The organism is Phenylobacterium sp. (genome assembly GCF_030698145.1).
Taxonomy (GTDB): Bacteria; Pseudomonadota; Alphaproteobacteria; order Caulobacterales; family Caulobacteraceae; genus Phenylobacterium.
In genome coordinates, this window is record NZ_JAUYNW010000082.1 from 32,174 (window position 1) to 57,478 (window position 25,305).

The window sequence follows — 25,305 nt, forward strand, 5'->3', positions numbered from 1 at the left end:
ACCGCCGGCCTGAAAAGGCCGGGCCCCGCCGCCCAGAGCTCCCTCGCCCCCAGGCGCGTGGGCCTTTTGGCGTTTCGGCCTCGACACGATCTTCATTGACGCGCCGTCGCCCATACCCCACCCTCGAAAAAACGCTGTGATCGCGTGGCCTAGAGAGCCGTTGTCGGGGAGGACAATCGATGCGTCAGAGACTTCATCTCATGGCCACAAGTGCGCTTGCGGCTACAATCTTTACGGGTGCCGCACACGCGCAAACAGTCGGCGGCGTGACGACGATCGAGGAACTGGTCATCACGGCCGAGAAGCGCGAACAAAGCCTTCAGGACGTGCCGGTCGCAGTTTCCGCCTTCACCTCCGAAGCGCGCGACCTGGTGGGGATCAACTCCGTCCAGGACATGACCAATTTCACGCCAGGGTTGACCTACAACAACTCGGGGGACCGCATCACGCTGCGGGGCATCGGCCGTATTTCCAACGTGCAATCGGCCGACGGCGCCGTGGCCATCTATTCGGACGGCATCTACGAGTCGACGACGTTCCAGGCCAGCAAACCGCCGATGTTCATCGATCGGGTGGAGGTCCTCCGCGGACCGCAGGGCACCCTGTACGGGCGCAACTCCATCGGTGGCGCGATCAATGTCATCTCCAAGCGGCCGACCGAGGAGTTCGAGGCCGAGGTCCGCGCCACAGTCGCCAACTACGACTACACCCTCTTCCAGGGCACGGTGTCGGGGCCGCTGTCGGACAGCCTGCGCTTCCGTTTCAATGCGAGCTGGGAGAAGCAGCGCGATGGCTGGTTCGACAACATCGTCCCGGGGATGCCCGACGAGGGCAACGTCATCGACCAGAACTATACCGAGCTCCAGCTCGACATGGACTTCGGGGAGAACCTCGAGGGCTGGTTCAAGATCACGCGCTATGAGTGGAACAACGGCGGCGGCGGCCTGGGCGGTCGCGCGGCCTATACGCCCTCGCCCTACAACACCACCCAGGAAGCGCCGTCGATCTTCTACCTGAACCAGGGCTACGCGTTCAGCGGCCAGGTGGGAGGCGTGGTCAATCCGTCCGGGACCTCGGTCAATCCGGCGATCAACGATCCGCGCAAGTTCGCCACCAACACCCCCTCGACGGTGAGCGTCGACGACACCTTTTTCGTGGCGACGGAATTCACCTACCACCTCGAGAGCATGGACCTGCGCTACATCGGCGGCGGGGCGAAGTACCACTACACCCTGATCGCCGACAACGATAACGGACCGGTCGACTCCTATGTCGTGCCGCTCACCGGAACGGGGACCTGCTCGGCCTTCCTGGTCTCGATCGGCGCCTGCACGCCGCTGACCATCTTCCCCAAGGCGATCACCAACTACCAGGAGGACAAGCGCTGGATCAGCCACGAGCTGAACCTGACCTCCACCCACGACGGCGACTTCCAGTGGCTGGCCGGCGCCTACTTCTACTATGAGCACTACAAGCAGCCGGTCTCGGTGCAGCTTCCCAACCAGCCGCAGTTCGCCGCCCCGGTGAACGGGCCGCGCAATCTGCAGCGCTACTGGTACGACACACGGCCGGAGTTCAAGGACCGCTCCTACGCGGTCTTCGGCCAGATCGACTGGCAGTTCACCGAAACCCTGAAGCTGACCGCCGGCCTGCGCTATTCGCACGACCACAAATTCGGTCAGGAAGAGGCGCGGCTGATCTGCTTCGCGCTCGCCGCCTGCGGGACCTCGCCGCAGCTCCTGGGCAGCTTCACCCCGGCTGTCGACATCACAGCCGCGGCGGTGGGTTCGGGCCGGCGGCCTGATGGCAGCCTGCTGCCCGGCGTGGCGGTCGCCACGGTCATCGATCCGGTCACCGGCCTGGCCAAGCGGATCCTGGACGCGTCCTGGCAGGCGACCACCGGCACCATCGGCGTCGACTGGAAGCCCAACGACGACATCCTCGCCTACGCCAAGTACAGCCGCGGCTACAAGGCGGGCGGGTTCAACTCCGGCATCGTCGCCCCGGTGGTGACCAACCCCTTCACGGACAAGGAAAGCAACAACGCCTTCGAGCTCGGCCTGAAGTGGAACTTCGCCCGGACCTTCCAAGCCAACATCTCGGCCTTCTACTACGACTACGAGAACTTCCAGGCCCCGGTGACCATCGTCAACAACACCGGCGCGGTCGGCACCGCCCAGACCCTGTTCTACAATATCCCAAAGGCCATCTCGAAAGGCTTCGAGATCGAGGCGATCTGGACGCCGATCGACCATCTGCGGCTGCTGGCCACCTACGCCTACAACGACGCCTATATCGACGAGGCCTCGGGCATCGTCGACTCCACCGACCCGACCGCCGTCGCGCCCGGCGCGCGGCCCAGCGGACCGCCCAGCCCGACGACCGATATCTATACGGGCCGCAAGGAACAGGGTCAGGATCTCAGCGGCAACTCCCTGCCCCAGGCGCCGAAGAACAAGCTCGCGCTGAACGCCCTCTACACCTGGGAGTTCTCGCCCGGGACCCTGATGGCCTCGGCCAGCTACATCTATCGGGACAAGATGTACGGCTCGATCTTCACCCGCTCCTACAACGAGTCCCCGTCCTGGGATCAGGTCGACCTACGCCTGACCTGGACTGACGCCGATGACCGCTACACGATCATCGCCTACGGCAAGAACATCTTCGATGACCTCGGCTATTATGAGGGCGCCACCTCCACTCGCCGCGCCGGGATCAATCCCGCTCTCGGCCCCCTGGTCCAGGGGATCAACACCACCTACGGCCTCACCCCGCCCCGCACCTTCGGGGTGGAGGTCCAGTACCGCTTCTAGGCCTCGTTCGCGAAGGCCCCACGGGCGCGCCGGCCTCCGGCGCGCCCGTTTTGCTGCCCGCGGGACGCAGGTTTCTTGTGCCCGGAATGTTCCACCAACATCCCGGGCCGCGCGGGCCAAGCCTTGCGGGGTCGGGCCTGGGCGAAGGCCTTTGTGTCAGGAATGTAAGATCAAAATCGTTGACGGTACGGAACGCGTCCCGCAGGCTTCCGCCATAGAAATTTGGACGCCGCGCCGCGCTTCAAGGGGCCGGTCTGGCGACCGCCAATAAATTTGCCCGTGCGGTCGGCCGCGCGGCGGGAGGAGCGCATTGGATCGCGGTCGCCACGCGCCGATCGTCCATGGCCCCATTGCCGGGCCGGCCGCCGTCCGACCGACTCCGATTTTCGACCAAACGACTTTTGAACGCGCCGCCGCTCGGCGCAGCCGGCCACCGTGTTTTTCGGGATGCGGCCGGAGCCATTACGCCTGGAGACCCGCATGACCGCGACGGCGACCATCATCGACCGCCCGCCCCTCGGCTTCGCCACCAAGCTGCTCTACGCCGTCGGATCGGTCGCCAGCGCCGTCAAGCTCCGCAGCCTCTCCACCTTCCTGATGATCTTCTACAATCAGGTGGTCGGCCTGCCGCCGGCGACGGTCTCCTTCGTCCTGATGATCGCCCTGACCTTCGACGCGGTCGTCGACCCGCTGATCGGACAGATCTCCGACAACTTCAAATCTAGGCTCGGCCGGCGCCATCCCTTCATGTACGCCGCCGCCATCCCGTTCTCCCTGGCCTTCTTCCTGCTCTGGAACCCGCCAGTCGGCTGGTCCGACCAGGCCCTGGTCGCCTACCTGCTGACCTGCCTGCTCACCCTGAGGTTCTTCGACACCTTCTTCGAGCTGCCGCACAGCGCCCTCGCGCCCGAATTGGCCAAGGATTACAACGAGCGCACCAGCCTGATTTCCATGCGTATGCTGTTCGCCGTGATCGGCGGGCTGGGCATGACCGTCATGGCATACCAGGTCTTCCTGAAGGAGAACCCGGACGGCTCGGGCGGCGTGCTCGCCCGCGAGGGCTACTTCGCCTACTCGCTCACCGCCGCGATCCTGGTGTTCACCGCCATCCTGGTCTCGACCCGCGGGACGCAGAGCCAGATTCCCTATCTGCGGAAGGCGCCAAGCCGCAAGATCACCTTGCCCGCCATGGCCAGGGAGGTCGCCCACACCCTCAACAACCGCGCCTTCGTGGTCGCCACCCTGACCGGCATGTGCATCGCCATCGCAGCCGGGTCGCGGAACGGCCTGGAGATCTATTTCGGCCTCTATTTCTGGGAACTGAAACAGAGCCAGCTCGCCATATTGTCGATGATCACCGTGGCGGGCGCCGCCACGGGGGTTCTCCTGGCGCCCTTGGTCGCCAGGCGCCTGGGCAAGAAGTACGGGGCCATCACCCTGTTCGCCAGCGCCCTGCTCGTCGGGATCTCGCCCGTCATCGGACGGCTGATGGGGCTGATGCCGGCCAACGGCACGGACCTGCTGTTCGCCCTGCTGGTGGTCGAGACCATCATCAATACGGCGCTGGCCGCCGGAACCGGCGTGATCCTGGTGTCCCTGGTGGCCGACGTCATTGAGGACGCCGAGGTCAAGACCGGCAGGCGATCAGAGGGGCTGCTGCTGTCGGCCGACAACCTGTTCAAGAAGATCGTCTCGGGCGTCGGCGTGTTCATTTCCGGCGCGATCCTGACCTTCATCAACTTCCCGGAAAACGCCAAGCGCGGGGCGGTCGACCCCGACATCATCCACAACCTCGGCATGATCTACATCCCGACGGTCGGCCTGCTCTACGGCCTGGGAATCCTCTGCCTGTTCGCCTTCAACATCGACCGGGCCAAGCACGAGGACAATCTGCGCCGCCTGCGCGAGACGGCCGAACAGGCAGGCGTGGTCGAGGAGGCCGCCTCGTCGACCAGCATCGCGGGCGGCATAGCGCCGCTGGGCTCCAAGGCTTAGGTCCGGAGCCACGATCATGACCGACACTGTCGCCGGCCTGCCGCCGCGTCCGCCCATCGGCCTGCGCACCAAGGTCCTCTACGGCCTCGGGGCCGCGGCCAACATCATCAAGCAGCGCGGGATCACCACCTTCCTGCTGCTGTTCTACAACCAAGTGGTGGGCCTGCCGCCCGCCATGGTGTCGACGGCGATCATGATCGCCCTGATCTTCGACGCCTTCGTCGACCCGACCATCGGCCAGATTTCGGACAACACCCGGTCCCGCTGGGGCCGGCGCCACCCGTTCATGTACGCCGCGGCCTTACCGGTCTCGATCGCCTTCTACCTGATCTGGAATCCGCCGATCGGCTGGGAGAACGAGGCGCTGTTCGGCTACATGCTGGTCTGCCTGCTGACCATCCGGCTGTTCGACACCTTCTTCGAGCTGCCGTCCTCGGCCCTGCTGGCGGAACTGACCGCCGACTATGACGAGCGGACCAGCATTATCGCCATCCGCTCGTTTTGCGGCGTGGCCGGCGGGCTGATCATGCAGCTCCTGGTCTACCAGGTCTTCCTCAAGAAGAACGCCGACGGCACCGGCGGCCTGCTCGAGCGCGACGGCTGGCAGCTGTATTCCATCGTCGCGGCGATCACGATCTTCACCATCATCCTGATCTCCAGCGCCGGCACGCACCACCAGATTCCCTATCTGCGCAAGCCACCGACCCGGAAGATCACCATCCCCGCCATGCTGCGCGAGGTGGGCGCCACCCTGAACAACCGCTCCTTCGTGGTGCTGACCATCTCCGGCATGTTCATGAACGTCTCGCTGGGCCTGAAGACGGCGCTGGAGCTCTATTTCAACCTCTATTTCTGGGGCCTGACCCAAGGCCAGTTGGCGATGATGACCGTCACCGGGGTCGTGGCCAGCATCGCGGGCGTCACGCTGGCGCCGATAATCGCCGGCAAGATCGGCAAGCGCTACGCGGCCATCACCATGTTCTTCGGGGCGGTGGTCGCCCTGCTGCTGCCTATCGGCCTGCGCATTCTCGGGGTCATGCCGCCGAACGGCACGCCGCTGCTGTTCGGCATCCTGATCGTCGACTTCATGGCCAACGGCATCATGGCGATCATGACCGGGGTGATGCTGCAGTCGATGATCGCTGACGTGGTGGAGGACAGCGAGGTCAAGACCGGCCGCCGGTCGGAGGGCCTGCTGTTCTCGGCCGACAACCTGTTCAAGAAGATCGTCTCGGGCGTTGGGGTCTTCGTCTCGGGGGTGTTGCTGACCTTCGTGGCCTTCCCGCAGGGCGCCAAGCCGAACGAGGTCGATCCGGAGCTGCTGCGCAACCTGGCGCTCATCTACCTGCCGACCATCGGCGGCTTCTACGCCGTCGCGATCAGCTGCCTGTTCCTCTACAAGATCGACAAATCGGTCCACGAGGAGAACCTGCGCAAGCTGGCGCAGGGCGCGCTGGAGGCCCCCACCACCGACGCCCAGATCGAGACCGGAGCGCCAGCCGCGACTGGCCCCGCCGGCGACCTGTCACCCGTGGCCCCACGCCCCTGAACCGCGCCGGAGCCCGGCGCGCGGTTTCGCCGCGTTCACAATTTTTCCCTTTGCGAACCGGCGTTTTGCCGCGAATGTCGTACCGAAAATTCGAACGGCGAGCGGCGTGAACCGTAGCCATAGGGAAGCGGAAAACCCCATGACAGACATCGCGGCAGGCGCCACGGATCTCGTCCCCGCCCCGGCCAAGTTGGGGGTCCCCACCAAGGTGCTCTACGGCTTCGGCTCGGTGGCCTTCGGCGTGGCGGGCCTCGGGCTCTCATCCTCCCTGCTGCAGCCCTATCTCAACCGGGTCATCGGCCTGCCGGCGCTTTGGGTCGGGACGGCGATCATGCTGTCGCTGATGCTGGACGCGGTGATCGACCCCGCCATCGGCCGCTGGTCCGACAAGCTGCGCACCCCCTGGGGCCGGCGCCATCCGCTGATGTACGCCGCGGCCCCGCTGGTGGCGATGGCCTGTATCGGGTTCTGGAACTCGCCGGCCGACTGGCCGCTGGAGGCGACCGGAATCTATCTGATCGGCATGCTGCTGCTCCTGCGGCTCAGCGTCAGCTTCTATGAGGTGCCGAGCGCCGCCCTCGGCCCAGAACTGACCACCGACTACCACCAGCGCACCAGCCTATTCAGCTATCGGTTCTTCTTCGCCGTGGTCGGCGGCCTGGGCATGAACGTGGTGCTCTACCAGGTCTTCCTGAGCCCCGCGGCGGGCGGGGTCCTGAACCGCGGCGCCTACGCCCAGTACGGCCTGCTGGCCGCCACGGTGATGGGGATCTCGATCCTGGTCTCGGCGCTCGGCACCCACAACCAGATCCCCCGCCTGAGCAGGCCGGCGGTGCGCCAGATCAGCTTCCCGGCGGCGATGAAGGAGGTGTTCGACACCCTGAGCAACCGCTCGTTGGTGGTCGTCATGCTCTCGGGCCTCTGCTCCGGCATCGGCACGGGCATGAGCTATGCGCTCAGCCAGTACTTCTATCTGGAACTCTGGGGCCTCACCGCCGCGCAGATCTCCTACCTGTCCGTCGCCGGCGCCCTGGCCTCGATCAGCGCCATCCTGATCGCCGGACCCGCCTCGAAGGCGCTCGGCAAGAAGAAGGCGATGCTGGTGCTGTTTTCCGCCTATTGGGCGACATCGCTGCTGCCACTGACCCTCAAGCTCGCCGGGGTCATGCCGCCCAACAGTTCGCCCGCCGTCTTCCTGTTCCTGCTGGCGGACGGCTTTGTCTACACCACCCTGGTGATCGCCGGCCTGATCATCATCTCCTCGATGGTCGCCGACGTGGTGGAGGACGCCGCGGTCAAGACCGGTGTGCGCTCCGAGGGCCTGCTGTTCGCCGCCAACGGCCTGCTGCCCAAGTTCACCGCCGGCATCGGGGTGTTCGTGGCCGGCCTGTTGCTGACCCTGGTGGCCTTCCCGACCAACGCCGCCCAGGGCGCGGTGGACCCGGCGATCATGCTGCGGCTGGTCTCGATCTACCTGCCGGTCATCGCCGTCATGAACGGGCTGTCGGTCCTGGTGCTGGTCTTCTACGGCATCGACCAGGGCACCCATGAGCAGAACCTCGCCACCCTCAAGGAAGCCGCTGCGGATCTGGAAAAGGCGTCCGAAATCGCCCCGGACCTGATCCCGCCGCGCGCCTAGCCGCGCTTGCTATGATTTACATCGTACAACATAGTTGCGCGAATGGCGTGGACCCGTCGAAGCCGGCCGCCTGACCTCTGAGGAGATCGCCTTGCCCCCACCCGCCCCGACCGCGTCCGGCAAGCTCAGCATCCCCACCAAGCTCTTCTACGGCTTCGGCTCGGTGGCCTTCGGGGTGAAGGACCAGGGGTTCTCGTATCTGCTGCTGATCTTCTACAACCAGGTGGTCGGGCTGCCGTCGGCGACGGTGGGCCTGGCGATCATGGTCGCCCTGCTGTTCGACTCGCTGCTCGACCCGATCATGGGCCAGGTGTCGGACAATTGGCGCTCCAAGTGGGGCCGCCGCCATCCCTTCATGTACGCCGCCGCCATCCCGGTGGCGGTCTCCTACCTGCTGCTCTGGAACCCGCCCAACTGGTCGCACGAGGCGCTGTTCTTCTATCTGATCGTGGTCGCCATCGTGATCCGCAGCTTCATCACCATGTACGAGATCCCGTCCGCGGCCCTCGCGCCAGAACTGACCACCGACTACGACGAGCGCACCAAGGTCCTCTCCTACCGCTATTTCTTCGGCTGGTTCGGCGGGCTGACCATGACGGTCCTGGCCCTGCAGGTCTTCCTCAAACCGGACGCCACCCACCCGGTCGGCCAGCTCAATCCTGCGGGCTATCAGGTCTACGCCCTGGTCGCCTCGGCGATCATGTTCGGCGCGATCATGATCTCGGCCATGGGCACCCACAAACACATCGCCCGGTTCAAGACGCCCCCGGTCCGGAAGATCACGATCGGCAAGCTGGCCGTGGAGATGTTCAGCACCCTCACCCACCGGTCGTTCCTGGTGCTCATGGGAGCGGGGCTGTTCAACGCCATGGCCCAGGGCCTGGTCCTGTCGCTCAACCTCTATTTCAACACCTATTTCTGGGAGCTGTCGGCGGGTCAGGTCGCGTTCCTGGCCGCCGGAAACTTTGTCTCGGCGGCGCTCGCCTTCGCCCTGGCCGCGCCCCTCTCCAAATGGATGGGCAAGAAGCCCGCCGCCCAGCTCACCAAGGTGCTGGCCTTCGTGATCTCGTTCATTCCGATCAGTCTGCGGCTGCTGGACGTCTTCCCGGCCAACGGCGCGCCGGCGGTGATCCCGATCCTGTTCCTGCAGACCATTCTCTCGACGGCCTTCTCGATCATCGCCTCGATCCTGATCTCGTCGATGATCGCCGACGTGGTGGAGGACTCCGAGCTGCGCACCGGGCGGCGGTCGGAGGGCCTGTTCTTCTCGGCCGCGGCCTTCGTGGCCAAGGCGGTCTCCGGCGTCGGGATCTTCGCCTCCAGTATGATCCTGGTGTTCGTCGGCTTCCCGCAGGGCGCCAAGCCCGGTCAGGTGTCGATCGACGTAATCCGCGAGCTGGGGGTGGTCTATCTGATCGTCCTGGCGGCGCTCTACGGCGCGGCGATCACCTGCGTCTCGCTCTACCGCATCACCCGCGCGGGCCACGCCGAGACCCTGAGCCGTCTGGCCGCGACGGCGGCCAGGGAAGGCGAAGGCCCCGCCCACGTTCCGTGAGCGAGGCCCCGAAGTTCAGACTGGAGGGTCTGTCCGTTATTTCGCGAGGCGCAGGGAGTTGATGTCCTGGCCGATGGCCTTGAAGGCGTCCTTCAGGGCCGCGCCGCTGCCGGGCAGGTAGACGTGCTTCGCGTCGGTGGCGCAGGAGTTCATGACATCGACGGCGCTCGCATTGCCGCCCAGGGCGAACCCGACGGTGTAAACGATCACCCCTTTTTCCTTCATATTGGTGCAGAGCGTCTTGGCTTGGGTGAAGGGGCTGCCGTTCGTGGCGTTGCAATTGATCTCGTTGTCGTTGGACGTGCCGCTATAGTTATTCGACACAACGCCCTTGCAGTAGGCGGTGTTGAATTCGCCGTCGGTCATCAGGATCACGACCTTCAGGAGGTCATCCGTTCCGTAGGCCGCGGGCTTGCTGGCGGCCGGCCAGAGATATCCGAATTCCGGGGAGACCATGTACCAGCCCCAGGCCAGGCCGATATGACCGGCCGTCGTGCCGCTGGCGGTGAAGCTGGCGATCTTGTTCTTAAGTGTCGTCTTGCTCGTGCTGAGCGGCTGGATCGTCGACACGGCCGTGCAAGCACTGGTCGACGCTTGATAGTTCGGCCCGATCAGGTTGGCGTTGGTGGTCGGCGCGACGTCCGTATAGGCGTTGGTTCCGGTGCGCTCGGTGACGCAGGTGTTGATGGTCCAGGTCTTGTCTTGGCTATTGTTGTTCCGGAACCAGAACTTGCTGTACGGCGGCGCGGTGTTGGTGCCACGGGTCGGATTGGTGCCCGATTTGGGCGTGCCGCGCACGGAGTTGGCGTATGTGCTGCTGACATTGACCGCCATCGAATAGGGGACGATGGCCATCTTGGAATAGTAGGGCGTCTGGATGTCCTGGACGACGATGTCGACCAGGTCGTTGGCCGCGGTCTTCATGTCCGTCAGCTTCTGGCCGCTCATCGAGCCGGTGGTGTCGAGCACCAGGGCGACCTCGACGTGGTTCGAGTTGCGGACCACCTCGGAGTTGGCGCGCAGATTCTGCTGGTTCCAGATCTGCGGCGAGATGCCGGGCGGGGTGACGGCCGCGGAGCTGACCACCTTGACGCCGTCCAGCACGAAGTTGGATTCGACGATGCTCTCGCCCTCGGGCAGGACCAGGTTGGCGATCAGGGCCGCGTCGCCGATCGAGTCGATCTCGGCCGTGGTGGTCGCCGAGGACCGGGCCGCATAGAGGGTGGCGGTGTCGAGGGCGTCCTGCAGCTGACCGCGCTGGGTGGTGCTGATGTAGACGTCGACCAGGCCGAGCGTCATGGGCGTGAGCATCAGCAGGGCCACGGCGAAGAACACCGCCGAAGCGCCGCCTTCGTCGCGCGTCAGGCGCCGGGCGAAGCCGATCATGGCCCCGCCGAAGCGGGCCAAGCGCCCGCGGATCTGCTTCGAATTCGTGTCCACGCCCGGACCCCCGCTGGTCGATTCGAGCGAATTTGACAGGTCAGCGTAAACAAACGGGCGCCGGACAAGGTGAATCAAAAACTATTGCCCAGCACCCTGAAGGCGAAACGGACCCTGGGCTAAGCCCTCACCAACCGCACCTCTCGCCCTTATTCTGGGCGGTCAGCCAGATGTTCAACGGCTTGAAATAGTCAGCCACGGCGCTGGCGTCGGTCTTGGTCTCGCCGGTGAAGGCCGCCAGTTCTTCCGGCCAGGGCTTGGAGGCGCCCATCTCCATCATGGCGTTGAATTTCGCGCCCACCTCCTTCTGTCCGTAGACCGAGCACCGGTGCAGCGGGCCCTTCCAGCCCATCTGGCGGCAGGCCGCGCGCTGGAACTGGAACTGGTAGATATGGGCCAGGAAGTAGCGGGTGTAGGGCACATTGCCGGGCACGTGGTATTTCGCGCCGGGATCGAAAGCGTCGGCAGGACGCGGTCCGGGCGGAACCAGGCCCTGATACTGCAGCCGCAGCTTCAGCCAGTCGTCGTTGTAGCGCTCCGGCGTGGTCTGGCCGGAGAACACCTGCCAGCGCCAGCGGTCGACCATCAGGCCGAAGGGCAGGAAGGCGATCTTGTCGAGCGCCATCTTGAGCAGGAACGGGATGTCCTCCTCGACCCCCGGCGCCTTATCCAGCAAGCCGATCTGGTTGAGGTAGGTCGGGGTCAGGGCCGAGAGGCCGACGAAGTCTCCGATCGCCTCGTGGAAGCCGTCGTTCGCCCCGTTCTTGAACAGGAACGGCTGATCCTTGTAGGCGCGCTGGTAGTAGTTGTGACCCAGCTCGTGGTGGACGGTGTAGAAGTCCTCGGCATTCACCTTGGCGCACATCTTGATGCGGATGTCCTCGCGGTCGTCCAGGTCCCAGGCCGAAGCGTGGCAAACCACCTCGCGGTCCTGCGGCCGGATGATCATCGAGCGCTTCCAGAAGCTCTCCGGCAGGGGCGCGAGGCCCATGGAGGTGTAGAAGCCCTCCCCGGTCTTGACCATCTTCACCGGGTCGTAGCCCCGGGACTCCAAGAGCTTGTCGAGGTTGTAGCTGGAGGTCGCGGTCTTCGGCTGGACCACGTCATAGATGTTGCCCCACTGCTGGGCCCACATGTTTCCCAACAGATCGGCGCGGATCGGGCCGCTGCGCTTTTGGACCGCGTCGCCGTACTTGTCGTTCAGCCGGGCGCGCACATAGCAGTGCAGGTTCTTGTAGAAGGGCTCCACCTGCTTCCACAGCCGGTCGGTCTCGGCGCCGAAGGCGTCGGGGTCCATGTCGTAGTTGGAGCGCCACAGCGCGCCGGTGTCCTTGAAGCCCAGGCCTTGCGCGCCCTCGTTGGAGAGCGCCGCCAGCTTGGCGTAGTCCGGACGCATCACCGGCGAAATAGAGTGCCAGCCCTCCCACACCGCCTTCAGCTCGGCCGGGTCGCGGCTGGCCGCCAGGATGTCCTCGGCGTCGTTCAGCGTCAGCGTCTTGCCGGCATGCTGGAACTTGCCGCTGGAATAGGTGGAGTCCAGCTTGGTCGAGAGGGTGGCGAGCTCGGCCGCCGCGCCCGGCCGGTCGGGCGCCGGCGACACCAGATAGAGCTTCAGCAGCTTCAGCTTGCGTGCGGTGACCGGATCGACCGCGACGCCGTCATACCTGGCCGCCTGTTTGGCGTAGCGGGTGACCAGCTCGTTCTGCTCGCCGGTGGCCTTGGCCTCCAGCCACTGGGTGTCCTCGGTGATGTAGGTGGCGCGCACCCAGGAGGACTTGGCGACATATTCGTTGAACGCCGCCAGCTCGGCCTCGGCTTTCTCGACGAAGGCCTTGGCCTCGGCGGGGGTCGGTTTGGCGTCTTGCGCGACGGCGGGCGCGAAGGCCAGCAGGGCGACCGCCGTGGCGGCGAGCAGCTTCGATTTCATGTTGACGGACGTTCCTGGATGGGGCGGGCGCGAAGCACGCTTCTGACCAGGACTGGACCGCCGGGCGTTGGGATCGTCAAGGGAGGGCGAACGGCGAACCCTAGGCGCGAAGCTCCGAGGCCGCGCGCGCGATCGCCGATTCCACGGCCGCCTGGGCGCCGGACTGGCTCAGGTCCGTCCCCTGGGCGACGGTCTCGCCCTCTTCGTCGAAGATGCGCCAGGCCCAACCGGCCTCGGCGTGGGACAGGGAATAGGCGAACGGCTTTTCCGTCACAAGCGCCTCCAAACTCATGCTGCAGTGCGGCATATACCGACAATAGCAACTCCAACGCTTGTATGAGTCAAGCGTTGCCGGAGACCGCGCCGCAACACGATAATGTTGACCGCGGGCCTGGAACCGGTCGCCGGAGCCCTGGGGACCTTGCGGGATTATAGGTTGCGTACGGAGGACCCGCCATGAACGACCACGCACCGCCGCCCGACCTGCGCGCCAAGGGCGCCGCCCTGATCCACGAGGCCGCCCTGGTGGCCGGGACCTGGATCCCGGCCGGCGGCGACGCCATCGCGGTCGACAACCCCGCCGACGAGCGGGTGCTGGGGCGCGTGCCCAAACTCGGCGGCGACGAGGTCGACCGGGCCATCGCCGCGGCCGCGGCCGCCTTCCGCCCCTGGGCCGCAACCAAGGGCAAGGCGCGCGGCGAATTCCTGGCTCGCTGGGCCGAGCTGGTGACGGCGAACGAGGATGACCTGGCCGCCCTGATCAGCCTCGAGAACGGCAAGCCGTGGAAGGAGGCCCTGGGCGAGGTCCGCTACGCCAACTCGTTCATCAGCTGGTTTTCCGGCATGGCCGAGCGGCTGGACGGCAAGGCCATCGAGAGCGCCAACGGCGGCGACCTGATTCTGGCCTTCCGCGAGCCCGTGGGCCCGGTGGCGGCGATCACACCCTGGAATTTCCCAGCCGCCATGGTCACCCGCAAGCTGGCCGCCGCTTTCTGCGCCGGCTGCCCGGTGGTGCTGAAGCCCGCCTCGGCGACGCCGTTCACTGCGCTCGCCCTAGCGGCCCTCGCCCTGGAGGCCGGCCTGCCCGAAGGCTGCCTCTCGGTGGTGACCGGCGCTCAGGACGTGGTCGGCGGCCGGCTGACCGGGTCGCCTTTGATCCGCAAGCTCTCCTTCACCGGCTCCACCGAGGTCGGCCGCAAGCTCGCCGCCCAGTGCGCGCCGACCCTCAAGCGGCTCTCCATGGAGCTGGGCGGGGCCGCGCCCCTACTGGTGTTCGACGACGCGGACCTGGAGGTGGCCGTCGAGGGCGCGGTGGCCGGCAAGTTCCGCGCCGGCGGCCAGACCTGCGTCTGTCCCAACCGGGTCTATGTTCAGGCAGGGGTGAAGGGCGCCTATCTGGAGAAACTCACCGCCCGGGTGGCGGCCCTGAAGGTCGGCGATCCCTTCGCGGCCGGCGTCGAGATCGGCCCGCTGATCGACGCGAAGGGGGTGGCCAAGGTGGAGGATCACATCGCCCGCACCCTGGCGGCCGGCGGCAGGCTGCTGACAGGGGGCCAGCGGCTGGAGGGTCGCTTCTTCCAGCCCACGGTGATGGTCGGCGGCGACGACGCGCTCTTCTGCCACGAGGAGACCTTCGGCCCGGTGGTTCCGGTGTTCTCGTTCGACACCGAAGAGGAAGCGCTCGCCCGCGCCAACGCCTCGGAGTTCGGCCTGGCCGCCTTCCTGTTCACCGACGACCTCAACCGCGCGATGCGGGTGGGGCGCGGGATCGAGGCAGGGCTGATCGGGGTCAATACCGGCCTGATCTCCAACGCCGCCAACCCGTTCGGCGGGATCAAGCAGTCGGGTTATGGCCGCGAGGGCTCGGTCTACGGGATCGACGACTATCTGCAGGTGAAGTCGCTGACGCTCGCCCTGCGGTAGCCGTCGTCGATTGACGGCGCCCGGGCTTTCGCGTCCCATCGGCCCTGCGACATTCTGTCAGGCGGGAGGGGCCCAATGGCGAGCGACGAGACGCCGAGCGCGCCGACGCCTCGCCTGCGCGCCTGGGCGCAGAAGGTCCGCGCCAGCCGCATCCCCGGCGCCGTGGCCGCCGGCCTGCTGGCGGCGGCCTTCGGCGGCGGCTTCCTGGCGGCCAAGGGGATCGAGGCCCTCACGGAGGCCAAGCCAGCGGCGACCGCCCCCGGCGCCCAGGGCTGGTCGCTGTTCGGCAAGCCGCGGGGCGCGGGCGCGGCCCGCCGGGGCATTCCCAAGCCCGAGGGCTTCGCGGTCTGGCGCAACCGGATCGACACCTCGAAGTCCGAGCCCCTGGCCTGTGTCGAGCTGACCCGGCCGCTGGACCCTTCCAAGCCCTATGCCGACTTTGTGCTGGTCTCGCCGGACCTGGGCCGCAGCCCGGCCGTCCAGGTCAAGGGCTCGGAGATCTGCGTCGCCGGCCTGGGCTTCACCGACCGCCGCGTGACCCTGTTGAAGGGCCTGCCGGCCAAGGGCGGCGAGACCCTGGCCGCCAACGTCGATGTCGACTTCACCTTCGGGGAGAAGCCGCCCTATGTGGGCTTCGCCGGCGAGGGCGTGATCCTGCCGCGCGAGGACGCCGACGGGATCGGCATCGAGACGGTCAATGTCAGCCGCCTGCAGATCGAGGTCTGGCGGGTGGTCGACCGCAACCTGGTGCGCAAGTCGATCAGCGCCCCCGACCCTACGGGCGACGGGCAGTACTCCGATGACTACGGGTCCGACAGTCCGAATGACGAGGGCCGGGTGGTCTGGAAGGGCGAGGTCGCCGTCCAGACCCAGGGGACCGGCGAGCGGGTGACCACCGTCTTCCCCCTGGGCGCGGTGCTCAAGGAGATGAAGGCCGGCGCCTATGTGGTGAAGGCCCGCGACGCCTCGGGCGGACGCGGCCTGAAGACCGGCGAGGATGACGAGGACGGCTACGATCCCAATCCGCCGGCCCAAGCGCGGCGCTGGGTGGTGTTCACCGACATGGCCTTGGCCGGCTATGACGGTTCCGAGGCGCTGGACGTGGTGGTGCGCTCGCTGAAGACCGCCAAAACCTTGGCCGGAATCCGCGTGGCCCTGGTGGCGCGCAACGGCGAGGACCTGGCCGAGGCCCGGACCGACGCCCAGGGCCACGTGCGCTTCGACCGCCCGTTACTCGAGGGCAAGGGCGCGGACGACGCCAAGATGGTCATGGCCTATGGGCCGCAGGGCGACCTGGCGGTGCTCGACCTCGACCGCGCCCCGGTCGACCTCTCCAAACAGGGGATCGGCGGGCGAACCGAGGAGGGCGGAGGAACCTCAGGCCGCTCCATCGTCTCGGCCATCGACGGCTATCTCTATGCCGACCGCGGCATTTATCGGCCGGGCGAGACGGTGCATCTCAACGCCCTGCTGCGCGACCGCGAGGCCAAGGCGGTCAAGGATCGCAAGGGCGCCATCGTGGTGCGGCGACCCTCGGGCGTGGAGTTCCGGCGCTATCCCTTCGACGGCAGCCCGAACGGCGCGGTGACCACCGACATCGCCGTGCCCAAGAGCGCGCCGCGCGGTCGCTGGACCGCCAAGCTGGAGATCGAGGGCCTGGACAGGCCGGCCGGCGAGTTGTCGTTCTCGGTGGAGGACTTCGCGCCCCAGCGGCTGGCCGTCACCGTGGTCGGCCAGGAAACCGTGCCGATGAAGGCCGGCGAGACGCGCAATATCGACGTCACCGCCCGCTTCCTCTACGGCGCGGCGGGCGCCGGGCTGCAGACCCAGGGCGAGGCCCGGCTGCGGGTCGACCCCAACCCGTTCCCGCAGTTCGAGGGCTATCAGTGGGGCGACCAGCGCACGCCCTTTGAGGAGAAGTTCCTGGAAATCGGCCAGACCGTCACCGACGGCGACGGCCGCGCCGTGCTGGCCATCTCCTCAACCGAGGCCGGCGACACGCCCCAGCCACTGTCGGCCACCTTCACCACCAGCGTGTTCGAGCCTGGCGGGCGGCCGGTGCGCGAAGGCCTGGACCTGAAGGTCCGCACCAAGCCGCTCTATCTGGGGGTCAAGATCGAGCAAGGCGACACCGACGCCCGGGGCGACCCGACCATGCTGCTGGACGTCATCGCCGCCGACGCGGCGGGGCGGCGGATCGCGGCCAAGGGCGCGGCCTACAGCCTGGTGGCCGAGAACTGGGACTATGATTGGTTCCAGCAGGACGGCCGCTGGCAGTGGCGGCGGACCAGCCGCGACGTGGTGGTGGCGCGCGGGACGATCAATGTCGACGCCGCCAGGCCCGCACGCATCTCGCGCCGCCTAGGCTGGGGGGACTATAGGCTGGAGCTGACCGGGCCCGGCGGCGTGGCCAGCGTGATCCGCTTCGCCTCCGGCTGGGGCGCCCCGGCCAAGGACGTGGAGGCGCCCGACTTCGTGCGCGTCACCGCCGGACCCAAGGCCTACGGCCAGGGTGACACGGTCGAGATCACCTTGAAGCCGCCCTATGCGGGCGAGGCCCAGATCGCGGTCGCCACCGACCGGCTGATCGACTTCAAGACCGTCACCGTCGGCAAGAACGGGACGACGGTGCGGCTCAAGACCAACGGCGCCTGGGGCGGCGGGGCCTATGTGCTGGTGAGCGTCATCCAGCCGCGCGATCCGGTGGCCTCGCCCAAGCCGCGCCGGGCGCTCGGCCTGGTCTATGTCCCGCTCGATCCCAAGAGCCGCAAGCTGGCGGTGGAGATCGACACACCAACCAAGGTTGACTCCAAGTCCGTGCTGGAGGTGCCGATCACCATCAAGGGCGCCGGTTTCGGCGGCCGCGCGCGGGTGACCCTGGCGGCGGTGGATGAGGGCATCCTGCGCCTGACCCGCTTCGAGAGCCCCGACCCAGTGAAGTGGTACTTCGGCAAGCGGGCGCTGACCCTCAACTATCGCGACGACTATGGCCGACTGCTGGACCCCAACCTGGGCGCCCCGGCCAATGTCAGCTTCGGCGCCGACGGCATCGGCGGCGAGGGCCTGACGGTCACCCCGATCAAGACCGTGGCCCTGTGGTCGGGGGTGGTGGAGACCGGCCTGGACGGCAAGGCGGTGATCAAGCTGCCGGCGCCCGACTTCAACGGCGAGCTGCGGTTGATGGCGGTGGCCTGGACCGACACCGCGGTGGGCTCGGCGTCCAAGCCGCTCACCGTGCGCGAGCCGGTGGTGACGGAGCTCTCCCTGCCCCGCTTCCTCGCGCCCGGCGACAAGGCCTTCGCCACCCTCGAACTGCACAATCTGGAAGGCAAGGTCGGGGCCTATGTGGCGGAACTTACCGCCCAGGGCGGTGTGATCGCGCCCTTCCGCAAGGCCTTCCAGCTGGCGCTCGGCCAGAGGATCGCCGAGCGGATCCCGTTCAACGCCCCGAGCCGGGCCGGGATCGGCAAAGTCGGCTTCAAGGTCTCCGGACCCGGCTTCACCACCGCCCGCGACTATCCGATCCAGACCCGGCTGGGTTGGAGCCCGATCACCCGGACCACCATCGAACTGCAGCGGGCCGGCGCGTCCTACACGCCAGTTCCCGGACTGCTGGCCGGCCTGGCGGCGGGGGACGCCACCCTGCAGGTGAGCTATTCGCCGTTCCGCGGCTTCGACCCCGGGCCGATCGCCCAGGCCCTGTCGCGCTACCCCTATGGCTGCACCGAGCAGACCGTGTCGGGCGCCTATCCCCTGCTCTACGCCCAGGAAGTCTCCACCGATCCGAAGCTGAAGCGGACCTCGGCGGCCCTGAACCAGGCGGTCGGCAAGCTGCTGGACCGCCAGACCCTGGACGGCGCCTTCGGCCTCTGGCGGGTGGGTGACGGCGAGGCCGACGCCTGGCTGGGCGCCTACGCCACCGACTTCCTGATCGAGGCGCAGAAGGCCGGCGCCCCGGTGCCGCAACAGGCGCTGGACCGGGCGCTGGTCGCCATGCGCCAGATCTCGCGGCCCGAAGGCTGGGCCTCGGTCTCCTACCGGCTGGAATATCCGACCTGGTGGGCAGGCTCGCCGGAGGCCTCCAAGAAGGCCACGACGATCATGCGCAGCCGCGCCTCGGCCTACGCCCTCTATGTCCTGGCCAAGGGCGGCAAGGGCGACCTCGCCCGCCTGCGCTGGTGGCACGACGTGCAGATGAAGACCGAGGCCTCGCCGCTGGCCAAGGCCCAGGTCGGCGCCGGCCTGGCCCTCATGGGCGACCGGGCCCGCGCCCGTTCGGCCTTCCGCCAGGCGGTCCGCTCGCTGGGCTATCGCGAGGAGAGCGACTGGTACCAGAGCCCGCTGCGCGACATCGCCGGGGTCATCGCGCTGGCCTACGAGGCCGGCGAGACCGACCTCGCAAGAAGCCTACAAGGCCGGCTGGAGAATGCGGTGAGGGACCCCGACGCGCTCAACACCCAGGAACAGGCGCGCCTGCTGCAGGCCGCCCACTGGATGCTGAAGGCCGCCGGGACGATGAAGATCGACGCCACGGGCGCCATCCCGCTCAAGGCCACCGGCGGCGCGCCGCGCTGGGCGGTGGGCCGGCTGGCCGAGGCGAAATTCGTCAACGCTGGCTCCGGCGCGCTTTGGCGGACGGTGACGGTGACTGGCGCGCCGGTCGCCCCGCCGGCCCCCGAGCAGAATGGCATCACGTTGTCGAAGCGGCTGGTCGGCTTCACCGGGGGGACGGTCGATCCCGCCGCCCTGCGCCAGGGGGACCGGGTGATCGTGCTGGTCTCCGGCCGCTCGGGCCAGGCCCGCTCCATGGCCTTGGTGGTGGACGATCCCCTCCCGGCCGGCTTCGAGATCGAGACGGTGCTCGGCCCCGACGACGCCCAGAGGGGGCCGTTCAAGTTCCTCGGAACCCTGACCGGCGCCGACGTCCAGGAATCGCGCGACGATCGCTACATCGCCGCCCTCGACCTGGAAGGCCACACCAACTTCGCCTTCGCCTATGTGGCCCGCGCCGTGACGGCGGGCGAGTTCCTGCTGCCGGGGGCGGAAGCCCGCGACATGTACCGTCCGGGCCTCAACGCCCGGACGGCGGCCGGCCGCACGGTGATCGCGCCGGGGCAATGAATGGCAGAGGCGATCCTTCTCCCCTTGCGGGAGAAGGTGGCCCCCGCAGGGGGTCGGATGAGGGGTCCCCCCAGCCTATCGGCGCCTTTCAGAGGTTCGGCATGGCTGTCGCGCGGCGAGTCCGGCGCGCCCCCGCATCCGACCCTGCTCCGCAGGGCCACCTTCTCCCGCAAGGGGAGAAGGGACACGTCCGCCGTCTCACCCTCGCCCTGATCGCTCTCCTCGCCGTCGAGGCCGCCATCTTCGCGCTCGACGCCCTGCTGCCGCCGAACCTGTCGCGAGGCGAGCGGTCGTCGCCAGTGGCCCTGGATCGGCGCGGAGTGTGGCTGCGGGCCCTGCCGGTGGAGAACGGTCGCTGGCGGATCCGGACGGACCTCAGCCGCACCGATCCCAGCTTCCTGCGCCGGCTGGTGGCCGTGGAGGACGAGCGCTTCTGGCTGCATCGCGGGGTCGACCCCCTGGCTGTGGTCCGAGCGGGCGGCGACGCCATCGCCAGCGGCGCGGTCACCTCCGGCGCCTCGACGCTCACCATGCAGACGGCGCGGCTGCTGGAGCCACGGCCGCGCAATCTCGGCTCCAAGCTGATCGAGATGGTCCGCAGCCTGCAGATCGAGGCGCGGCTCTCCAAGCGCGAGATCTTGGCGCTCTACCTGACCCTCACCCCCTATGGCGGCAATCTGGAGGGCGTCCGCGCCGCCAGTCTCTCCTATTTCGGCCAGGAGCCCGAGACCCTGACCCTTGGCCAACAGGCCCTGCTGATCGCCCTGCCTCAATCGCCGGAAGCCCGCCGACCCGACCGTCGCCCGGAGGCCGCCCGCGCCGCCCGCCGCCAGGTGCTGGACAAGATGGTCCGCGCCCGAGTGATCACCGAGGCCGAGGCGCACGAGGCGGAGACCGAGCCGCTGCCCGGCCGCGCCTCGTTCCCGGCCATGGCCTGGCACGCCGCCGGCGAGCTGGCCCGAGCCGCACCAGTCGACCAGGCCACGGTGGTCTCGACGATCGACGCCCGCTTGCAGTCCAAGCTCGAGCCCCTGGCCGCCCAGGTCGCCCGCGCCCAGGGCCCCGAGGCCACCGCCGCCATCCTGGTGGTGGAGATCGAGGGCCGCGCCGTCCGCGCCGCCGTGGGCTCGGGCGGGCTGCAGCGGCCGGGCGGCTGGATCGACATGACCCGCGCCGTCCGCTCGCCCGGCTCGGCGCTCAAGCCCTTCATCTACGGCTTCGCCTTCGACGACGGGATCGCCGCGCCCGACACCCAGATCGAAGACGCCGCGCGGCGGTTCGGCGACTACCAGCCGGAGAACTTCGACCGGGTGTTCCGCGGCAAGGTCACCGCCCGCGAGGCCCTGGCCAATTCCCTGAACGTCCCGGCGGTTGAGCTGTTGGACAAGCTGGGCCCCGCGGCCTTCGAGGCACGGGTCGACGCGGCCGGCGTGAACCTGGTCCGGCCGCGGGCCGAGACCCGTGCGGCGGGTCTGGCGATGGCGCTCGGCGGGGTGGGGATCACCTTGCGCGACCTGGCGGTGCTCTATGCGGCTCTGGGCGACGGCGGGGTGGCCAAACCGCTCGCCTGGACGCAGGTCGAGGCCGCGCGGCGTGAGGGCCTGGGCGGCGAGCGGCTGATGCGCGCCGAGGCCGCCGCCCAGGTACTGGACATCCTGCGCGAGACCCCGCCGCCGGCCGGCTCGACCCCGGTGGCGCTGACCCGGGGCCGCCCGCTCATGGCCTTCAAGACCGGCACCTCCTACGGCTTCCGCGACGCCGTGGCGGCCGGGATTGTCGGCCGCTACGTCATCGTGGTCTGGACCGGACGGGCCGACGGTGGAGCGCGCGGCGGGCTGACGGGGCGCGACGCCGCCCTGCCCCTGCTGTTCGACGTGGCCGACCAGCTCGACGCCCCCGCCTCGGCCCCGCGGCCCGTCGCGCCGCGCGCCGCGCCCCGGGCGCTGGAGAAACTGGAACAGACCGACCAGGGCCCGCGCCTGATCTTCCCGCCGAACGGCTCGACCGTGCAGGTGGAGGCCTTCGGGCAGGCCTCGCGGGGACTGGTCCTCGCCGCCGGGGGGGAGGACCTGGCCTGGTATGTTGAAGGCGCGCGCCTCGCCACGGACCCGGTCTCCGGCCGTACGGTCTGGCGCCCGCAAGGCCCGGGCTTCTACCGGCTGACCGTGGTCGACGCACAGGGCCGCAAGGCCTCGGCCCGGGTGCGGGTCAAGGGCGGCTGACGCCGGCGGGCAAGACACGAAGTTGCTCCCCTCCTGGGGGAGCTGTCAGCGAAGCTGACTGAGGGGGACTTTGACTCTTATGGGCTTCATCCCCCTCCGTCGCGTCGCCGAAAAGGGCGACGATCCACCTCGTGTAATTGGAATGGGCTAGCTTGGATGAGCGGCCGGCCGAAGCGCTTATCACGCCAGCGGCCGGCCGCCGCGCCGTCGAGGCCGTCGAGGCCGTCGCCACCGAGGTTAGCAGCCCGTGGGGGAGCTTGGGTCCGACGGAGCGTCTTCTGAACCCGAACGGTTGTCAGGGCCCAAAGCCCGAACCTTGCGAGGATGGGCGGGAAGATGATGCCACAAGAGATCGCCTATGTGGGCGTTGATGTGTCCAAGGCCGCGCTGGATGTCTGCGTGCTTGGCGGGCCTAAGGTCTGGCGGGTCGGCAACGACGCGACGGGCTGGCGAAGCCTGCTGGCGCGGTTGAAGGCCCTGGAGCGGCCGGTGGTGGTTGGGGTTGAGCCTTCGGGCGGCTACGAGCGGGGCTTGGTGCGGGCGCTGATCGAGGCGCAGGTGGAGGTGCGCTGGACCGATCCGGCGCGCGTGCGGGCCCTGGCCAAGGCGCTTGGCGCGCCGGCCAAGACCGACGCCATCGACGCAGCGATGATCGCCCTCTTCGTGGCCCAGGCCCGCGGCCGTCCGATCGAGCGGGACGAGGCTCGTCAGCAGTTGAAGGATCTGCTGGCGGCGCGTCAGGCTGCGGGGCAGGTCGCCCGGCAGCTGAAGGCTCAGGCCCAGGGGCTGGATCACGCCCCCGCCCGCCTGGCCTTGGAGGATCTGGCCGTCGCTGCGGCGCTCGAGGCCCGGCGGCTGACCCGGGAGGCCCTGGCCCGACTGCAAGAGACCCGGGCGCTCAGGGACACCTGGGCGCGCCTGCAGACCGCGCCCGGCATAGGTCCGCTGGTGGCGGCCGAACTGGTGGCCCACATGCCCGAGCTCGGACAGGTCTCCGGTAAGGCCATCGCCAAGCTGGCGGGCCTAGCCCCCTTCTTCCGGAAAAGCGGCGCCTGGACCGGTCGGGCCGTCTGCAGCGGCGGTCGCGCCAGGCCACGACAGGCCCTCTATATGGCCGCCGTCGCCTCGCTCCGTGCAAAGCAAGGCCCACGCCCGATCTTCCAACGCCTGATCAGCGCCGGTAAGCCGCCAAAGCTCGCCCTCGTCGCCTGCATGAGACGACTGCTCGTCACGCTCAACGCCATGATCCGCGACAACACAGCCTGGCGTCCTGAACATCCATAACTACGGTTGCTCCCCCTAACCGCGCTGCGCGCTGGGGGAGGAACTGTGTCGAGCTTAGGCCGGTTTGGCGTCGGGCTGGTTGTCCGGGTGGGCGGCGATGAAGGCGTGGTGCTGGGCGGCATGCTCGGCCACGGCGCGGATCGCCGGGAACGGCTCCAGGTCGACCTTGTAGCGCTGGGCCGAATAGACCTGCGGGATCAGGCAGCAGTCGGCGATGGTGGGCGTATCCCCGAAGGCGAAGCCCTGGCCGTATTTGGCGACCATCGGCTCCAGGGTCTGGAAGCCGTCGAGGATCCAGCGCTCCACCCACTTGGCGCGTCGCGGTGCGCTGACCTCCATGGCCTCCAGCGCCCGATTCACCCGCATGTTGTTCAGCGGATGGATGTCGCAGGCGACGATGTCGGCCAGGGCGCGCACCCGGGCTCGGTCGAGCGCGGCTTTGGGCAACAGGGCCGGCTCCGGATGGGTCTCGTCCAGCCATTCGAGGATGGCCAGGCTCTGGGTTAGGATTTCGCCGTCGCCGATGTCGAGCGCCGGGATCAGGCGCTGCGGGTTGACCGCGCGATAGGCGGCCTGGTGCTGGTTCCCCTCCAGCAGGTTCACTGGGACATAGCCGTAGTCCAGGCCCTTGAGCTGCAGGCCGATGCGCACGCGATAGGGGGCGGTGGCCCGCCAGTAGGAATGCAGGGTCAGGCTCATGCGGTCACCGTGAACTGGAGTTGGCCGACACCCTCGACTTCGCCCGTGACGAGGTCGCCCACCGCCACCGGGCCGACGCCCTCGGGCGTGCCGGTGAAGATCAGGTCGCCGGGGGCCAGGGTCCAGAGCTTGGAAGCCTCGGAGATGATCTCGGCCAGGTTCCAGATCATGTCGGCCACCGTGGCGTCCTGGCGGACCTCGCCATTGACGCTGAGCGAGATGCGGCCCTGCGGCGCCGGGCCCTTCCAGGGCCGGATGGCCGAGATCGGGGCCGAGGCGTCGAACCCCTTCGACGCGTCCCAGGGCTGGCCCTTGTCCTTGGCGGCGTTCTGCAGGTCGCGGCGAGTGAGATCGACGCCGACCGCGTAGCCGTAGACGCAGCCCAGGGCCGCCTCGACCGGAATGTCCTTGCCGCCTGCCTTCAGCGCCACCACCAGCTCGATTTCGTGGTGCAGGTTGGCCGTACGCGGCGGGTAGGGCACGGACGCACCCGGCGGGACCACGGCGTCGGCCGGCTTGGCGAAGAAGAACGGCGGATCGCGGTCGTCGCCGCCCATCTCGCGGCGGTGGGCGGCGTAGTTGCGCCCGACACAGAGGACCCGGCGAACCGGGAAGGCGGCCGCCTGCCCTTCGACGGGGACAGCGGGCGTGGGCGGCGGCGCCAGGACGTAGTCGGTCATGCCTGCGCCATACGCCCAGCGCGGAACTCTGTGAAGGCCGCCATTGACAGACGAAGCGTCCGCCGGGTCCAACGGGCGCGAGCTTTCGCCGAGGACCCCATGACCGACCCCGCCAACAACGGCCCCCTGAAGGACCTGAAGGTCGTCGAGATGGGCACCCTGATCGCCGGTCCGTTCTGCGGCCAGATCCTGGGCGATTTCGGCGCCGAGGTGATCAAGATCGAGCCGCCGGCAGGCGATACGCTGCGCGCCTGGCAGACCCAGGGCGTGCCGACCAACTGGAAGCTTTACGCGCGCAACAAGAAAAGCCTGGGGCTGGAACTGCGCAAGCCCGAGGCCCGGGAACTGCTGCTGCGCCTGGTGCCCACGGCCGCGGTATTCGTCGAGAGCTTCCGCCCCGGCACCCTCGAGAGCATGGGACTTGCGCCGCAGACCCTGCTCGAACACAACCCGAAACT

General features: G+C 68.2%; 15 protein-coding genes. 10 read left to right on the forward strand and 5 right to left on the reverse strand.

Annotation, left to right across the window (positions count from 1 at the left end):
* The first annotated feature begins 266 nt into the window (after positions 1-266).
* The 5 genes from Q8Q77_RS12250 (at position 267) to Q8Q77_RS12270 (ending at position 9,551) form a co-directional block, all read left to right on the forward strand.
* Positions 267-2,813 carry a TonB-dependent receptor gene (locus Q8Q77_RS12250; RefSeq protein WP_305583859.1) on the forward strand — a complete coding sequence of 849 codons (2,547 nt, stop codon included), beginning with the start codon at positions 267-269 and terminating at the stop codon, positions 2,811-2,813.
* A gap of 480 nt (positions 2,814-3,293) precedes the next feature.
* A complete protein-coding gene (locus Q8Q77_RS12255; protein WP_305583860.1) occupies positions 3,294-4,808 on the forward strand; it encodes an MFS transporter in 1,515 nt (504 codons plus the stop codon).
* Positions 4,809-4,824: 16 nt separating this feature from the next.
* Positions 4,825-6,357 (forward strand): MFS transporter, encoded by a 1,533-nt coding sequence (locus Q8Q77_RS12260; protein WP_305583861.1) that lies wholly within the window; start codon positions 4,825-4,827, stop codon positions 6,355-6,357.
* Positions 6,358-6,496: 139 nt separating this feature from the next.
* Positions 6,497-7,996, forward strand: a complete 1,500-nt coding sequence (locus Q8Q77_RS12265) for an MFS transporter (RefSeq protein ID WP_305583862.1) — start codon at positions 6,497-6,499, stop codon at positions 7,994-7,996.
* A 91-nt stretch (positions 7,997-8,087) separates the two neighbouring features.
* Positions 8,088-9,551, forward strand: a complete 1,464-nt coding sequence (locus Q8Q77_RS12270; RefSeq protein ID WP_305583863.1) for an MFS transporter — start codon at positions 8,088-8,090, stop codon at positions 9,549-9,551.
* Between the two features lie 36 nt (positions 9,552-9,587).
* Here the strand turns inward: Q8Q77_RS12270 and Q8Q77_RS12275 are convergent, their stop codons facing one another.
* The 3 genes from Q8Q77_RS12275 to Q8Q77_RS12285 all read right to left on the reverse strand — a co-directional run bounded on the left by Q8Q77_RS12275 (position 9,588) and on the right by Q8Q77_RS12285 (position 13,192).
* Complete coding sequence (locus Q8Q77_RS12275; protein ID WP_305583864.1) at positions 9,588-10,991, reverse strand: TadE/TadG family type IV pilus assembly protein; 1,404 nt, start codon at positions 10,989-10,991, stop codon at positions 9,588-9,590.
* Positions 10,992-11,118: 127 nt separating this feature from the next.
* Positions 11,119-12,918 carry a M2 family metallopeptidase gene (locus Q8Q77_RS12280; protein ID WP_305583865.1) on the reverse strand — a complete coding sequence of 600 codons (1,800 nt, stop codon included), beginning with the start codon at positions 12,916-12,918 and terminating at the stop codon, positions 11,119-11,121.
* Between the two features lie 100 nt (positions 12,919-13,018).
* Entirely contained in the window at positions 13,019-13,192 is a 174-nt protein-coding gene (locus Q8Q77_RS12285) for a hypothetical protein (protein ID WP_305583866.1), read from the reverse strand.
* 182 nt (positions 13,193-13,374) lie between these two features.
* Between Q8Q77_RS12285 and Q8Q77_RS12290 the strand changes: the two genes are divergently transcribed.
* The 4 genes from Q8Q77_RS12290 to Q8Q77_RS12305 all read left to right on the forward strand — a co-directional run bounded on the left by Q8Q77_RS12290 (position 13,375) and on the right by Q8Q77_RS12305 (position 23,468).
* The gene (locus tag Q8Q77_RS12290) at positions 13,375-14,841 is read left to right on the forward strand and encodes an NAD-dependent succinate-semialdehyde dehydrogenase (protein ID WP_305583867.1); all 1,467 of its coding nucleotides are present in this window, start codon (positions 13,375-13,377) and stop codon (positions 14,839-14,841) included.
* Between the two features lie 75 nt (positions 14,842-14,916).
* Positions 14,917-19,962, forward strand: coding sequence for an alpha-2-macroglobulin (locus Q8Q77_RS12295; RefSeq protein ID WP_305583868.1), 5,046 nt, complete (start codon positions 14,917-14,919; stop codon positions 19,960-19,962).
* A 101-nt stretch (positions 19,963-20,063) separates the two neighbouring features.
* Positions 20,064-22,184: a penicillin-binding protein 1C gene (gene pbpC / locus Q8Q77_RS12300; RefSeq protein WP_305583869.1), complete on the forward strand. Its 2,121-nt coding sequence runs from the start codon at positions 20,064-20,066 to the stop codon at positions 22,182-22,184.
* Positions 22,185-22,520: 336 nt separating this feature from the next.
* Positions 22,521-23,468 (forward strand): IS110 family transposase, encoded by a 948-nt coding sequence (locus Q8Q77_RS12305; protein WP_305583870.1) that lies wholly within the window; start codon positions 22,521-22,523, stop codon positions 23,466-23,468.
* A 54-nt stretch (positions 23,469-23,522) separates the two neighbouring features.
* Here the strand turns inward: Q8Q77_RS12305 and maiA are convergent, their stop codons facing one another.
* A complete protein-coding gene (maiA, locus tag Q8Q77_RS12310) occupies positions 23,523-24,167 on the reverse strand; it encodes a maleylacetoacetate isomerase (protein ID WP_305583871.1) in 645 nt (214 codons plus the stop codon).
* A complete protein-coding gene (locus tag Q8Q77_RS12315) occupies positions 24,164-24,847 on the reverse strand; it encodes a fumarylacetoacetate hydrolase family protein (protein ID WP_305583872.1) in 684 nt (227 codons plus the stop codon). Before Q8Q77_RS12315 ends, maiA begins: the two co-directional genes overlap by 4 nt.
* A gap of 99 nt (positions 24,848-24,946) precedes the next feature.
* Between Q8Q77_RS12315 and Q8Q77_RS12320 the strand changes: the two genes are divergently transcribed.
* Positions 24,947-25,305 (forward strand): CoA transferase (locus tag Q8Q77_RS12320; RefSeq protein ID WP_305583873.1); only part of this gene is annotated, 359 nt, incomplete at its 3' end.